Source organism: Mesorhizobium sp. P160927 (assembly GCF_057766385.1).
On sequence record NZ_JBYMDW010000001.1, the window covers coordinates 4,886,157 to 4,900,277 of the forward strand.

Below are 14,121 nucleotides of genomic sequence, written 5' to 3' on the forward strand. Positions count from 1 at the left end.
ACGGGGAGAAATGCCCGGCAGGACAATGAGCGGCGGCGCCATGTTCTCCAGAAAATTCCTGCGCCGCGCCGCCATAACCGCGGCTTCTTGCGCCGGCTTTCTCGCCCTCTCCACCGCCACCCTCTGGCAACTCGACCGTGCCTTCCCGCCCCCGCTTCCTGAAAGGCTCACGGTCTCCACCGAAGTCCAGGACCGCGACGGCCAGCTGTTGCGCGCCTTCGCCACGCCGGACGGCTACTGGCGGCTGGAAACCCGGCTCGACCAGGTCGACAAGCAGTTCGTCGACATGCTGGTCACCTATGAGGACAAGCGCTTCTGGGACCATGAGGGGGTCGACGTGCTGGCACTGGCGCGCGCCGCCGGCCAGTTCGCAACCAGCGGCCACATCGTCTCCGGTGGCTCGACCCTGTCGATGCAGCTTGCCCGCCTGATCGAGCCGCGTGAGAGCCGCAGCCTCGGATCCAAGATCAAGCAGATGCTGCGCGCCGTCCAGATCGAACGGCGGTTGTCGAAGCGCGAGATCCTCGAACGCTATCTCACACTGGCGCCATATGGCGGAAATTTGGAGGGCGTGCGTGCCGCTTCGCTGGCCTATTTCGGCAAGGAGCCAAAGCGGCTTACCGTTTCCGAAGCCGCGCTTCTGGTGGCCCTCCCCCAATTGCCGGAAAAGCGCCGCCCTGACCGCAACCTCCAGATCGCCCACGCAGCTCGCGACCGTGTGCTCACCCGCATGGTTTCATCAGGCCTGATCGGCGAACGCGAGGCGGCACGCGCGGCGCTTGAGGATGTGTTGAGCCTGCGCCGGCGCTTGCCGGCGCTCGCCGCGCATGCCTCTTACGCGATGCTGCCCAAGGCCGTCCCCGGCCAGCCGCTCAAACTGACGATCCGCAAAAGCGTCCAGCAAGGACTGGAACAGGTGGCCCGCGACGCCGCCACCAGGCTCGGGCCGCGTCTGTCGGTCGCCATGGTGCTGGCCGATGCCCGCACCGGCGACATTCTGGGCGAAGTCGGCTCGGCCAATTTCTTCGATTCCAGTCGTTCCGGCTGGATCGACATGACCAAGGTCGTGCGCTCGCCCGGCTCGACACTGAAGCCGTTCATCTATGGCCTCGCCTTCGAACAGGGACTGGTGGCGCAGGAGACGCTCATCGAGGACAGCCCGGTCGATTTCAGCGGCTACAGGCCGAAAAATTTCGACATGGGCTATCAGGGAGATGTCTCGATCCGCCAGGCGCTGCAATTGTCGCTCAACGTGCCGGCGATTCGGCTGCTCGACGCGGTCGGTCCGGCGCGGCTGACGGCGCGGTTCCGCCAGGCGGGCGTCAACCCGATCCTGCCGGTCAATGAGGCGCCGGGGCTGGCGATCGGCCTTGGTGGCGTCGGCGTCACGCTGCGAGACCTCGTCCAGCTCTATACGGGGCTCGCCAATGGCGGCAAGACGCACTCGCTGCGCGACGGCACCGAGCCGGCCAATGCCGTGAGTTCGACCACCACCATCCTCAACGACCAGGCCAATTGGCAGATCATCGACATCCTCTCCGGAGTAAAACCGCCCGAAGGCGCCTTGCAGCGCGGCATTGCCTACAAGACCGGAACCTCCTACGGCTATCGCGATGCCTGGTCGGTGGGCTTCGATGGCCGCTATGTGCTGGGCGTCTGGGTCGGCCGGCCCGATGCCGGCGCTGTGCCGGGCCTCTCCGGCTATGTCTCGGCCGCTCCCATCCTGTTCGAAGGTTTTGTCCGCTCCGGCCTCGCCACCGTGCCGCTGCCGGGCAAACCGCCCGGTGTCTTCGCACCCAAGCGCGAGGACTTGCCTGTGACGCTTGCCCGCTTCGGTGCCGGCGCGGATGGCTTGGTGCAGGCGACGCCGACCGAACCGGCGCCGACCATCATCTTCCCGCCTGACGGCGCCCGCGTCGATCTCGCCACCAACTCGGCCGACGCCTCGCCGCTGGTGCTGAAATTGCAAGGCGGCCGCGCCCCGTTCCGCTGGCTGGCCAACGGCAAGCCCCTCATCGGCCTCGACCGCCGCCGCACCGCGACCTGGCTGCCCGACGGCGCGGGTTATTCCACGCTCACTGTGATAGATGCGGCCGGGCGGGCGGCGAGTGTGAAAGTGTTCGTCCAGTGAAAGCGATCCTTGAATAGTATGCGCCAACCGATTCAGCGCATTGGCTTTTGTGCGCTGATGATTGCCGGCTTCGCCCTGCCGGCGCGTGCCGATCCCCTCCCCGCGGGTTTCGTTCGCCTCGCCGATGTCGCGCCATCTATCCGCCAGGACATCCGCTACGCCGCAACCGACAACTTTCTGCACCGCAAGGTGAATGGCTATGACGCGCCGGTCTGCATTTTGACCCGGGAGTCCGCCGAGGCGCTTTCCCGAGTCCAGCGGGCGATCGCAACCAGAGGCCTGACGCTGGTCGTCTTCGACTGCTACCGCCCTGCCCGCGCCGTGTCCGATATGGGCCACTGGACGGCCGCCGGTGGACCGCCGGACCCGCAATGGTATCCGACGGTCAAGCGTGGCGATCTCATCGCCAAGGGCTATGTCGGTGAACGGTCCAGCCATTCGCGCGGCTCGACCGTCGATGTTGCCATCGGGCCTGTCGACAGTACCCCCGTTCCGAAACCGGACTGCGGCGCGATCGATGCCGACACCGTCGATTTCGGCACCGGCTTCGATTGTTTCGACCCGATGAGCGAGACCGCGCATCGCCCGCTCGGCGCCGAAGCGGCGGCAAACCGAAAGCTGCTCGTCGATGCCATGCGTGCTGGCGGGTTCAAGAACTACACGCGCGAATGGTGGCACTTTGCGCTGGCCCGCGAGCCATTTCAAAAGCAGCGTTTCGATTTCCCGGTGACCGCCGAGTAACCTGCCCAACCAGCCTTGCCCGGCAACCGCGCATCCCTAGATAGGCCGGATGGCGGGCCGACTCCGGCGCGGAGCGACCCCGAGCAAAATAGTTCTCACAACAGCGACATATCGCCGAAGATTTTCTTCACGAGGGCAAAAAAGGCAACATTCAATGCATCTTATTTCTACCAATTCGCTAGATTTGGCGCGGGTTCAAAGGAGGCAGAAATGACCAAACCTCATTTCCGGAAATTGCTCGGCGCACTGATGGCCGCATCTGTCCAGTTCGGCACGCTCGGTTTCGCGTTCGCCGATACCACCATTCTCAACGTGTCCTACGATCCGACGCGCGAGCTCTACAAGGCCTATGACGAGGCCTTTGCCGCGCATTGGAAGACGGAGACCGGCGAGACGGTGACCATCCAGCAGTCGCATGGCGGATCGGGTGCCCAGGCCCGCGCGGTGATCGACGGCCTCGACGCCGATGTGGTGACGCTGGCGCTCGAAGGCGACATCAACGCCATCGTCTCCAAGTCAAAGAAGATCAATCCCGACTGGCGCACCAAATTCGAAAACAATTCAGCGCCCTACACCTCGACGATCATCTTCCTTGTCCGCAAGGGCAATCCCAAGGCCATCCACGACTGGAACGACCTCGTCAAGGACGGCGTCCAGGTGATCACGCCTAACCCCAAAACCTCGGGCGGCGCACGCTGGAACTATCTCGCGGCCTGGGCCTATGCCAATGCCAACGATGGCGGCGATGAAGCCAAGACGAAGGAATTCGTCGGCAAGCTCTACGCCAATGCTCCGGTGCTCGACACCGGCGCGCGCGGCTCGACGGTGACCTTCGCGCAAAAAGGCCTGGGTGACGTGCTGATCGCCTGGGAGAACGACGCCTATCTGGCGCTCGACGAGTTTGGCGCCGACAATTTCGACATCGTTTATCCGCCGACCTCCATCCTGGCCGAGCCACCGGTGGCCGTGGTCGACGCCAATGTCGACGCCAGGGGCACGCGCAAGGTAGCCCAGGCCTATCTGAGCTATCTCTATTCCAAGGAAGGCCAGACCATCATCGCCAAGAACCATTATAGGCCGTCCAAGCCCGAATTGGTTCCCCCCGAGGATCTCGCCAAGCTGCCGCCAGTCAAGCTGATCACCATCGACGATCCGCTTTTCGGCGGCTGGAAGAAAGCGCAGCCTTATCATTTCGGCGACGGTGGTATATTCGACCAGATCTACAAGCCGGCCCAGTGAGCTAAACCTAGATCAGGACGACATGACCACAGCACCCGCGCAGGCGGGGTGGCGGTTCAGACAGCCGAGCGTCATTCCGGGTTTCGGATTGACGCTCGGCTTCTCGCTTGCCTACCTCACCCTCATCATCCTCATCCCGCTATCCGGGCTGATCTGGCGTTCGGCCGCGCTCGGCTGGGTCGATTTCTGGGCCATCGCCACCGACCGCCGCACGATCAACGCCCTTCGAATCAGCTTCGGTACGGCGTTCATCGCGGCTGTCGTCAATGTCGTCTTCGGCACGCTCGTCGCCTGGGTGCTGGTGCGCTACCGTTTTCCCGGCCGCCGCATCGTCGACGCCATGGTCGACCTGCCCTTCGCCCTGCCGACGGCTGTGGCCGGCATCGCGCTGACCACGCTCTACGCGCCGAATGGCTGGATCGGCAAATTGCTGATGCCGCTCGGCATCAAGGTCGCCTACACGCCGCTGGGCATCGTCATTGCGCTGATCTTCATCGGCCTGCCCTTCGTCGTGCGCACCGTGCAGCCGATAATGGAAGAAATCGACAAGGAAGTGGAGGAAGCCGCAGCCACACTTGGCGCCAGCCGCTTCCAGATCATCACCCGCGTGCTCTTTCCCGGCCTGGCGCCGGCCATCATCACCGGCTTCTCGCTGGCCTTCGCGCGCGGAGTCGGAGAATACGGCTCGGTCATCTTCATTGCCGGCAACCTGCCCTACAAATCCGAGATTGCGCCGCTTTTGATCGTCATCCGGCTCGAGGAATACAATTACCCGGCGGCGACCGCGATCGCGGCGATCATGCTGGCGCTGTCGTTCCTCATGCTGTTGATCGTCAATCTGGTGCAGACATGGAGCCGCAAGCGCTATGGCTGATCCCGAGATCAAATCCTACGAACCGTTTCATGAAAGCCGCTCGGCGGCGGTGACCGAGAGCCGGCCGGCGCAGTCCGTGCTGATGGCCATCGTCTTCGTCTTTCTCGCCGTATTCCTGTTGCTGCCGCTGATCATTGTTTTCAAGGAAGCTTTCGCCAAAGGCGTTGGCACTTACTTGCAATCGCTAAGCGATGCCGACACGCGTTCGGCGATCCGCCTGACCTTGCTGGTGGCCGCGATCTCGGTCCCGCTCAACATCGTCTTCGGCATCTCGGCCGCATGGGCGATCGCCAAGTTCGAGTTCAAGGGCAAGGCCTTCCTGACCACGCTGATCGACCTGCCCTTCTCGGTCTCGCCGGTCATTTCGGGTCTGGTCTACGTGCTTCTGTTCGGTGCTCAGGGGTTGCTCGGCGAGTGGCTGAAGGCACATGGCATCCAGATCCTGTTCGCAGTGCCGGGCATTGTGCTGGCCACCGTCTTCGTCACCTTCCCCTTCGTCGCGCGCGAGTTGATCCCGCTGATGCAGGAACAGGGTAATGGCGACGAGGAGGCGGCCCTTTCGCTTGGCGCCAATGGCTGGCAGGCCTTCTGGTACGTGACCTTGCCCAACGTCAAATGGGGCCTGCTCTACGGCGTGCTCCTGTGCAACGCGCGCGCCATGGGCGAGTTCGGAGCGGTTTCGGTGGTGTCGGGCCACATACGCGGCCTGACCAACACCATGCCGCTGCATGTCGAAATCCTCTACAACGAGTACAACGCCGTCGGCGCCTTCGCCGTCGCTTCCTTGCTTGCCGGGCTGGCGCTCGTCACGCTGGTCTTGAAAACACTGCTCGAGATGCGCTACGGCGCCGAACTCGCCGCGACGCGCGGACATTAGAAGGTTCATTGCATGGAAGTTCGCGTTGCCAATGTGCGCAAGGAGTTCGAGCGGTTTCCGGCGCTCCACGATGTCTCGCTCGACATCAAATCGGGCGAACTGATCGCGCTGCTCGGACCGTCCGGCTCCGGCAAGACGACGCTGCTCAGGCTGATCGCCGGGCTGGAGCGCCCGACGCGTGGAAAAATCTTTTTTGGTGACGACGACGCTTCGCAGAAATCGATCCAGGAGCGCAATGTCGGCTTCGTCTTCCAGCACTACGCCCTGTTCCGCCACATGACGGTGGCCGACAATATCGGCTTCGGCCTCAAGGTGCGGCACGGGCCGACGCGGCCGCCGGCCGCCGAAATCCGCCGCCGCGCCTCCGAGCTTCTCGATCTCGTCCAGCTTTCAGGGCTGGAGAAGCGCTATCCCGCGCAGCTTTCGGGCGGCCAGCGCCAGCGCGTGGCGCTCGCCCGCGCCATGGCGATCGAACCCAAGGTGCTGCTGCTCGACGAGCCGTTCGGCGCGCTCGATGCGCAGGTGCGCCGGGAACTGCGCCGCTGGCTGCGCGAAATCCATGACCGCACCGGCCACACCACCGTCTTTGTGACCCACGACCAGGAAGAGGCTTTGGAGCTTGCCGACCGCGTCGTGGTGATGAGCCAGGGCCGCATCGAGCAGGTCGGCACAGCCGATGATATCTACGACACGCCGAACTCGCCTTTCGTCTACGGCTTCATCGGTGAATCCAGCTCCCTTCCCGTCAAGGTCGAGAATGGCGAGATCTGGCTGGCCGACCGTCCGATCGGATTGTCGGCGCCGCATGCGCCCGAGGGCGACGCGATGCTCTACTTCCGGCCGCATGACGTCGAACTGCTGGACGGTTGCAGCGGCTGCATCGCCGGCACCGTGGCCGCCAGCCGCCGCGTCGCCGGCACAAGGCGCGTCGAGCTTGAAATTGGCGGCGAACGCCAGCGGGTCGAGATCGAACTGCCGGTCGATCATCCGGCGGCGCAGAAGAGCCGCGTGGCGTTCCGGCCGGGGCGCTGGAAGCTGTTCCCGGCTGCATAAAAACACGACCAATATGAATTTTGTCGCCACCCGGTTCGACAGCGGTCGACTACCGTTTCACCGGGCCCCTTTCAACGACAATACCAGGATCATCGGTTGAAGGACTGGCAAGGAAAGGGTTCACAGGATGACCCTATTTGAAAGAAAAAACTACGATCCGCATGCTCGGGAAACGGTTTTCTAGCAACAAGTGCCAAGCCCTGATTCTATGCCTCGCCGCCCGTCTTGGCCCCGGCTATGGTCCGGCAATAGAGCGTTGCATCCGGAGCCCTTTCATGAAGCGATTTTTCCTCGGCGTTGCCGTCGCAGCCGGCCTCATCCTCGCATCCTCCCAAGCCTGGTCGGCCGACAAGCTGCTTAACGCCTCCTATGACGTCGGCCGGGAACTCTTCGCGCAGGTCAACAAGGCCTTTATCGCGAAGCATCCGGGTGTCAGCATCGACCAGTCCCATGCCGGCACTTCGGCGCAGGCGCGTGCCATCGCCGAGGGCCTCGCCGCCGATGTCGTCACCTTCAACCAGGTCACCGACGTCGACTTCCTGGTGAAGAAGGGGCTGGTCTCGGCCGACTGGCAGAAGGATTTTCCAGACAACGCCTCGCCCTTCTATTCGCTGCCCTCGTTTCTCGTCCGCGCGGGTAATCCCAAGCACATCAAGGACTGGAACGATCTCGTGCGCGACGACGTGCAGGTGATTTTCCCCAATCCGAAGACATCGGGCAATGCGCGCTACACCTATTTGGCGGCCACCGCCTACGCCAAGGAAGCCTTCAAGGGCGACGACGCCAAGGTGAAGGAGTTCATCACCAAGCTGTTCAACAACGTGCCGATCTTCGACACTGGCGGGCGCGCCGCGACCACCACCTTCGTGCAGCGCGAGATCGGCGACGTGCTGATCACCTTCGAATCCGAGACGCGCGGCATCCGCAAGGAATATGGCGACGACAAATTCGAGCAGGTCACCCCTTCGGTCAGCCTTCTGGCGGAATTCCCGGTGGCGATCGTCGACAAGGTCGCCGACGAACACGGCACGCGCGACCTAGCCAAGAGCTATCTCGACTTCCTCTACACCCCCGAGGGCCAGGGCATCGCCGCCGAGAATGGGCTGCGCGCACGCGACGCAGCTGTCGCGGCCAAATACAAGGCCGATTTTCCGGATGTGCGCCTGCTGACGGTGGAAGACGTCTACGGCGGTTGGGACAAGGTCCAAAAAGAGCATTTCGCCGCCGGCGGCCTGCTCGACCAAGCTTATGGGAGCCGGTAAGTCTCCACGCCCAACAATAAGATCGACGAAAGCCGGCCCGGGGCCGGCTTTCCTTGTTTAGGCGATAAGGCAAATCAGGCGCGCATCGTGCAAAACGTTACAAACAATCAACGCGTTTGTGTCAAACATGCCTTTCCAATGGCTTGTTTTCGCGAAACGGCAGCGTGTGAAAGCAATGCCGTCATCATTTGCACACAAACAGCCGCCAGATGCGGGGTGGTTGGGGCTTAAACGGGTTATCAGGGCATGCTGACGAAAAAAGGCAAATACGGCCTCAAGGCTCTCGTGCATCTTTCCAATCTTCCGGTCGGCCAATTGGCCTTCGTCAACGACATCGCCGTCGCCAACAACATCCCGAAGAAATTCCTCGATGCCATACTGGGCGAATTGCGCAACGCCGGCTTCGTCCAGAGCCGCAAGGGCAAGGAAGGCGGCTATCGCCTCGCCCGTCCCGCTTCCGAGATCAAGATCGGCCATGTCGTGCGCGTGCTCGACGGTCCGCTGGCGCCGATACCTTGCGCCAGCCGCACGCAGTACCAGCGCTGCGAGGATTGCGACGAAGCGACCTGCCAGGTCCGTCACATGATGCTGGAAGTGCGCCAGGCGATCGCCGAGGTGCTGGACAACCGCAGCCTCGCCGCCATGCGCGATGCCGACAACGACGATTTTCCGGTCGAGTTGACATCCCAGATCTAGAGCCGGGCGAATGAGGCTGTCGAGGTTCACGAAATCCCGAAAAGTCCCCCGTAAGCCATCGGCAGCCAGCTTTCGCACCGAGATCATCGCCGACGTCTTTGTCCCCGAATATGCCGAGGACGTGCGCTTCTTCAGCCGCAAGCAGCTTAACGCCGGCAAGCTCCGCCGCTTCTCCACCACGGATCTTCGCGAAAGCCTGGCCGTCCTCTTCTACCTCGCGGTCGCGGCGGTGCTGCCGGTGCGCTGGTGGTCGCCGATTTGCGATTGGGCGTCGAGGTTTCGCCTGAAGCGCCATATGCGCAAGGATTTCCCCGGATATGCCGCCGCAACCCGCGCGGTGCTCGGCAGCGACATCGATGCGCGCAAGCTGTTCGAGGCGTTGCTCGCGGCGCGCCATCGCCGCCGCATGCAACTTGCCGCGCATCTGGTCGCCCGTCGCTGGAGGCCGGCGATCCGGCTGGAAGGGATCGAGGACTTGCAGGCCGCTTTGCAACGCGGCCATGGCGCGATCCTCTGGTGCGATCAGTTCACCGCCCAGACAATGATCGGCAAGCGCGCCATGCACGATGCCGGCATCGAAGCGCATCAGGTCAGCGTCAACACGCATGGCGTATCCGAGACGGCATTCGGCCAGCGCTTTCTCAATCCGCTAATGGTTCATGTCGAGAACCGGTTCCTGAAAAGCCGGATCGTCTTTGACCGTGAAGACGCCTATCAGGTCACCATCCGCATTCAGAAGATGCTGAGGCAGAACGGCGTCGTGATGATGACCAACACCACCCACGCCGGCTCGACCTTCGCCGAAACCGCGCTTGGCGAAAGCGGCTGGACGCACCTTGCCTCGGCACCGGCGAATTTCGCCGCCCGCGGCAAGACGGCCCTGTTTGCGATGTCGACCTTCGAGGTCGTTCCCTTCCGGGAATATCGCGCCGTCTTGAGCCCCGAACTGGTGCCGGCTCCACAGGCGCTCCAGGCAGCGGACACAATCAGGGACGGCGCCAAGAACATGGCCCTGCAGGCATGCTACATCCTGCTCAAACGCGACCGCCTGCTGCAGGCGCTGAAAGAATACCCCGAGCAGATGATGTCCTGGTCGCGCCACGAGCGGTTGACGGAAGCCCAGGGCGGCATCGGCATCAGCGCTGAAGAAGGCTCATGACCGGCGTACCAAGCGCATTGCCTGGCCAACGAGTTCGTCGACCGGCCCCGTCGCGTCGAGCGTCAATGCCCGCTCGTCTTGCCCCGGCGGCTCGAGGATGGCGAACTGGCTGTCGACCAGGCTTGCCGGCATGAAATGGCCCTTGCGGTTGCCAACGCGCCGCCGCGCGGTGGCGGGATCGATCTCCAGATAGAGGAAGACGATATCAGGGCAAAAACCGCGCAGGCGCTCGCGATAACCGCGCTTCAGCGCCGAGCAGGCGGCGACCACACCTTGCCCCTTGGCGATCGTGGCCCGGATCTGCTCGCCGATCGCATCGAGCCAGCCTTCGCGCAGTTGATCGGTGAGCGGCTCGCCGCGTGCCATACGGGCGACGTTTTCGGGCGGATGCAGCCTGTCGCCCTCGATGAAGACGGCATCCAGCGCGGTGGCCAGCGCGATGCCGACGGCTGACTTGCCGCAGCCGGCGACCCCCATCACCACGTTGGCCAGAGGCGCCAAACCTGAAGCGCCTGTCGACGCCTGCGCTGCGTTTTCGTCCACCGTCAGCGGCTCGCCGGCGCGCGGCCATAAAGAAGGAGCATGGTGACGATGACGACGCCATAGATGATCTGCCGTCCCGCCTCCGGCATCTGCATGACCGACAGGATGGATTGCAGCAGCGTGATCAGGATGACGCCGGCAACGGTGCCGAGATAGGAGCCGCGCCCGCCCAGGATCGAGGTGCCGCCCAGCACCACGGCCGCGATCGACGGCAGCAGATAGGCATCGCCCATCGACTGCGCCGCCTTGGAGGCATAGCCGGCCAGCAGCACGCCGCCGAAGGCGGAGAGCCCTCCGGAGACGGCGAAGGCGATCATCACCACGCGTCTCGTGTCGATGCCCGAGAGATAGGCGGCGCGCTCGCGGTTGCCGATACCATAGACCGCGCGGCCGAAGCCGGTGCGCGTCAGCACGAACACCATCGCAATCCCTATAAGCGCCCAGATGATGACGGCGTTGGGAACGCCCGGAATGGTGAAGCCGGTGGCCAGGTAGCGCATGGCGCCGGTCGCCGAATCCTGTGGCGAGAAGCCGCCGGTGTAGACCACCATCAGCCCTTGCGCGACGGCATTGGTGGCGAGCGTGATGATCATCGAGGGAATGCGCAAATAGGCCACGCCGATGCCGTTGACGACGCCGATCAGCACGCCGCAGAAGATGCCGAAAGGGATCGCCAGCACCACCCCGGCCGGACCGTAGGCGGCCGCCGCGCAGGCCATCATCGCGCCCGCCGCCACCGACCACGGCACCGACAGGTCGATCTGGCCGAGCAGGATGACCAGCATCATGCCGGTGGCGATGACGCCGAGGAACGAGGCCACCTTGAGCTGCTGCAGGAGATATTCAGGCGACAGGAAGCTCCGTGAATAGAGACTGCCGACCAACAGCAGCACCACGATGCAGGCAAAGGCGGTCAGCACCGCCGGATCGGCGCGGCGGATGAATTTCGGCATGCGGCCGGCAATGCCGCCCAAGGTCGTCTCGCTCACAGGAACCACTCCAGCCGGTTGCGGACCCGAAACAGGGCGAAGGCGCCGAGGCTGACGGCGACCAGCAGGATAACGCCCTGGAACAGCGGCTGCCAGAGCGGATCGAAGTCGAACACGAACAACAGGTCGCCGATGGTGCGGAAGGCAAGGGCGCCGAAGATGGCGCCGATGGCGCTGCCCTTGCCACCAAACAGCGACACACCGCCCAGCACGACAGCCGCGATCGAGAACAACGTGTATGCATTGCCGCTGGCATAGGCGGCCTCCCCGGTATAGGTGAAAAACGTCAGGAACAGCCCGCCGATCGCGGCCAGCAGCCCCGCCAGCGTGTAAGCGCAGAACTTGCCGCGCCTTATCGGCACGCCCGACATGTAGGCCGCTGTTTCCGAAGAGCCGGCCGCGTAGGCGGCACGGCCGAGTACCGAGCGGCTGAACGGCACCCAGATCAACAGCACGACCGCCAGCAGCACGATCAGGCTTGCGGGCACCAGATCGAACAAACGTCCTGTCATAGCATCGGCCAGATCCTCGTTGACCGAGCCGCCCGGAAAGGGCCGCAGCAAAAGGCCGATGCCGTAGTAGACCGCGCCGGTAGCGATGGTCGCGACGATCGGCTGCAGCCTTCCATAAATGACGATGGCGCCGTTGACGGCGCCGCACAGAAGGCCCGCCACAAGCACGGCGATGACGCCAAGCGTGGTCTGCATCGGCGTGCCCACCACCAGCCAGGAGGCCAGGCAGTTGGTGAGCAGGAAGATCATGCCCACGGACAGGTCGATGCCAGAGGTGATGACGACCAGCGTCTGCGCCATGGCGACGAAGGCAAGCAGCACGCCCTTGTTCGCCGCCGTCTGCACGACATTGGCGGTAAAGCCTGCCGGATGGTTCGAGGTATAGATGACGAACATGACGATGAAGATGCCGAGCGCCAGCAACGTTCCGCGCTGCTCGGCCAGCCAGTAGCGCCAATCTTTCACACGCTTGCTCCCAGGCCCACCGGGCTCTCCTCGCCATGGATGTTGAGCGCGCTCGCTATCAGCGCCCGCTCGGTGATCTCGCCGCCGACCAGCTCTCGCTTGACGGCGCCGTCATAGAGCACCAGGACCCGGTCGCAGCAGCCGATCAGCTCGTCATAGTCGGTCGAATAGAACAGGATCGCCGCGCCCGCATCCGCCAGCTTGCGCATCAGCTGATAGATCTCCTGCTTGGTGCCGACGTCGATGCCGCGCGTCGGGTCGTTGAGCAGGATGATGCGCGGCTGGCGCATCAGCCATTTGGCGATCACCACCTTCTGCTGGTTGCCGCCCGACAGCGCGCCGACCGGAATGTCGAGGCCCGCGGTCTTGATCGCCAGCAGGCCGACCATGTCGTCGATCAGCCGCTGTTCGGCGGCACGGTCGATGATGCCGCCTTTCGACAGCCGGTCGAGCGCGGCGAAGGACAGGTTCTCGCGCACCGTCATCGGCAGCATCAGTCCTTCGGTCTTGCGGTCCTCCGGGATGAGGGCCATGCCGATGCCATCCTCGCGGGCCGCTGCCGGGCTGGTGATCGTCACCGGCCTGCCGTCGATCAGCACCTCGCCGGAGAGGCCGCGGAGCACACCGAAGAACGCGAGCAGCAATTCGCGCTGGCCCTGGCCGTCCAGCCCGCCGAGGCCGACCACCTCGCCTGCCCTGACTGTCAGCGAGATATCGTGCAGCCGGTCGGCCCAGGACAGCTTGCGCGCCTCGAGCCGGGGGGCGGCACCGGCAGGTGCCGCTGCTGGCTTGGGCGGAAAAATATGGCTGTATTCACGGCCGATCATCAGCTCGACCACCTCGTTGTCGCTCTTCGAGCCGGCCTCGTAGCTGGCGACATTGCGGCCATTGCGGAACACGGTGCAATGGTCGGCCAGTTCGGCGATCTCATTCATGCGGTGCGAGATGTAGAGCAGCGCCAGCCCTTCCGAGCGCAGTCGTTTCAAGACGCCGAAGATCTTCGCGACATCCGCCGCCGTCAGCGCCGAAGTCGCTTCGTCGAGGATGAGGATGCGCGGTTTCCTGGCCAGCGCCTTGGCGATCTCCACCATCTGGCGCCGTGACAGGGGCAGATCCTTGACCAGTGCCAGCGGATGGATGTCGGCGGCCCCCGCGCGCGCCAGCGCGTCCTCGGCGATGCGCCGCTGCGCCTTGCGGTCGATCATGCCGAAGCGTTTGGGCGGATCGGAGATGACGATGTTGTCCGCGACGCTGAGTTCGGGGATCAGCGACAGTTCCTGGAAGATGCAGACGATCCCGGCCTTGTTCGCCGCACCCGGCGACGCGAAGGTCACCTCGCGTCCGTCCAGCGTCATGTGGCCCTCGTCGGGCGCCACGACACCGGCCATGACCTTGATCAGGGTCGATTTGCCAGCCCCGTTTTCACCGAGAATGGCGTGGATGCTGCCGGCCCCGACCGTCAGTTCGGCCTTTTCCAGCGCCCGCACGCCGCCATAGCGCTTGGAAATGCCTTCCATGCGAAAGAGTGGAGCCGCACCGTCCATCAACCCTCCCGAGGCGATTGTGGGATTGCAGGCTGG

General features: G+C 64.0%; 13 protein-coding genes. 9 read left to right on the top strand and 4 right to left on the bottom strand.

Translation table 11 applies throughout. From position 1 onward, the window contains the following. Positions 1 to 25 precede the first annotated feature (25 nt). From pbpC to AC3CB8_RS23805, 9 genes are all read left to right on the top strand, one after another. On the top strand, positions 26 to 2,131 hold the full coding sequence (pbpC, locus tag AC3CB8_RS23765; protein WP_031240740.1) for a penicillin-binding protein 1C: 2,106 nt from the start codon (positions 26 to 28) through the stop codon (positions 2,129 to 2,131). 18 nt (positions 2,132 to 2,149) lie between these two features. Further along, positions 2,150 to 2,872 carry a M15 family metallopeptidase gene (locus AC3CB8_RS23770; protein WP_023782748.1) on the top strand — a complete coding sequence of 241 codons (723 nt, stop codon included), beginning with the start codon at positions 2,150 to 2,152 and terminating at the stop codon, positions 2,870 to 2,872. A gap of 210 nt (positions 2,873 to 3,082) precedes the next feature. Continuing rightward, entirely contained in the window at positions 3,083 to 4,111 is a 1,029-nt protein-coding gene (locus AC3CB8_RS23775; protein ID WP_023782749.1) for a sulfate ABC transporter substrate-binding protein, read from the top strand. Between the two features lie 22 nt (positions 4,112 to 4,133). Continuing rightward, positions 4,134 to 4,985, top strand: a complete 852-nt coding sequence (gene cysT, locus AC3CB8_RS23780; protein ID WP_023769584.1) for a sulfate ABC transporter permease subunit CysT — start codon at positions 4,134 to 4,136, stop codon at positions 4,983 to 4,985. Further along, positions 4,978 to 5,862, top strand: coding sequence for a sulfate ABC transporter permease subunit CysW (gene cysW / locus AC3CB8_RS23785; protein ID WP_023769583.1), 885 nt, complete (start codon positions 4,978 to 4,980; stop codon positions 5,860 to 5,862). The genes cysT and cysW overlap by 8 nt, the downstream gene beginning before the upstream one ends. A gap of 12 nt (positions 5,863 to 5,874) precedes the next feature. Continuing rightward, positions 5,875 to 6,915 (top strand): sulfate/molybdate ABC transporter ATP-binding protein, encoded by a 1,041-nt coding sequence (locus tag AC3CB8_RS23790; protein ID WP_023769582.1) that lies wholly within the window; start codon positions 5,875 to 5,877, stop codon positions 6,913 to 6,915. Positions 6,916 to 7,190: 275 nt separating this feature from the next. Further along, positions 7,191 to 8,177, top strand: coding sequence for a sulfate ABC transporter substrate-binding protein (locus tag AC3CB8_RS23795; RefSeq protein ID WP_352563830.1), 987 nt, complete (start codon positions 7,191 to 7,193; stop codon positions 8,175 to 8,177). A gap of 246 nt (positions 8,178 to 8,423) precedes the next feature. Further along, positions 8,424 to 8,873 carry an RrF2 family transcriptional regulator gene (locus tag AC3CB8_RS23800; RefSeq protein WP_023769580.1) on the top strand — a complete coding sequence of 150 codons (450 nt, stop codon included), beginning with the start codon at positions 8,424 to 8,426 and terminating at the stop codon, positions 8,871 to 8,873. A 10-nt stretch (positions 8,874 to 8,883) separates the two neighbouring features. Then, positions 8,884 to 10,032, top strand: a complete 1,149-nt coding sequence (locus AC3CB8_RS23805) for a lysophospholipid acyltransferase family protein (protein WP_352563829.1) — start codon at positions 8,884 to 8,886, stop codon at positions 10,030 to 10,032. Here the strand turns inward: AC3CB8_RS23805 and AC3CB8_RS23810 are convergent. The 4 genes from AC3CB8_RS23810 to AC3CB8_RS23825 are packed head-to-tail and all read right to left on the bottom strand — an operon-like array spanning position 10,027 to position 14,085. Beyond that, positions 10,027 to 10,575, bottom strand: coding sequence for a gluconokinase (locus tag AC3CB8_RS23810; RefSeq protein ID WP_352563828.1), 549 nt, complete (start codon positions 10,573 to 10,575; stop codon positions 10,027 to 10,029). The two genes, AC3CB8_RS23805 and AC3CB8_RS23810, sit on opposite strands and share 6 nt — an antisense overlap. 2 nt (positions 10,576 to 10,577) lie before the next feature. Then, entirely contained in the window at positions 10,578 to 11,564 is a 987-nt protein-coding gene (locus tag AC3CB8_RS23815; protein WP_023769577.1) for an ABC transporter permease, read from the bottom strand. Beyond that, positions 11,561 to 12,541 (bottom strand): ABC transporter permease, encoded by a 981-nt coding sequence (locus tag AC3CB8_RS23820; protein ID WP_023769576.1) that lies wholly within the window; start codon positions 12,539 to 12,541, stop codon positions 11,561 to 11,563. Before AC3CB8_RS23820 ends, AC3CB8_RS23815 begins: the two co-directional genes overlap by 4 nt. Beyond that, positions 12,538 to 14,085: a sugar ABC transporter ATP-binding protein gene (locus AC3CB8_RS23825; RefSeq protein ID WP_023782754.1), complete on the bottom strand. Its 1,548-nt coding sequence runs from the start codon at positions 14,083 to 14,085 to the stop codon at positions 12,538 to 12,540. The genes AC3CB8_RS23820 and AC3CB8_RS23825 overlap by 4 nt, the downstream gene beginning before the upstream one ends. Positions 14,086 to 14,121 lie beyond the last annotated feature (36 nt).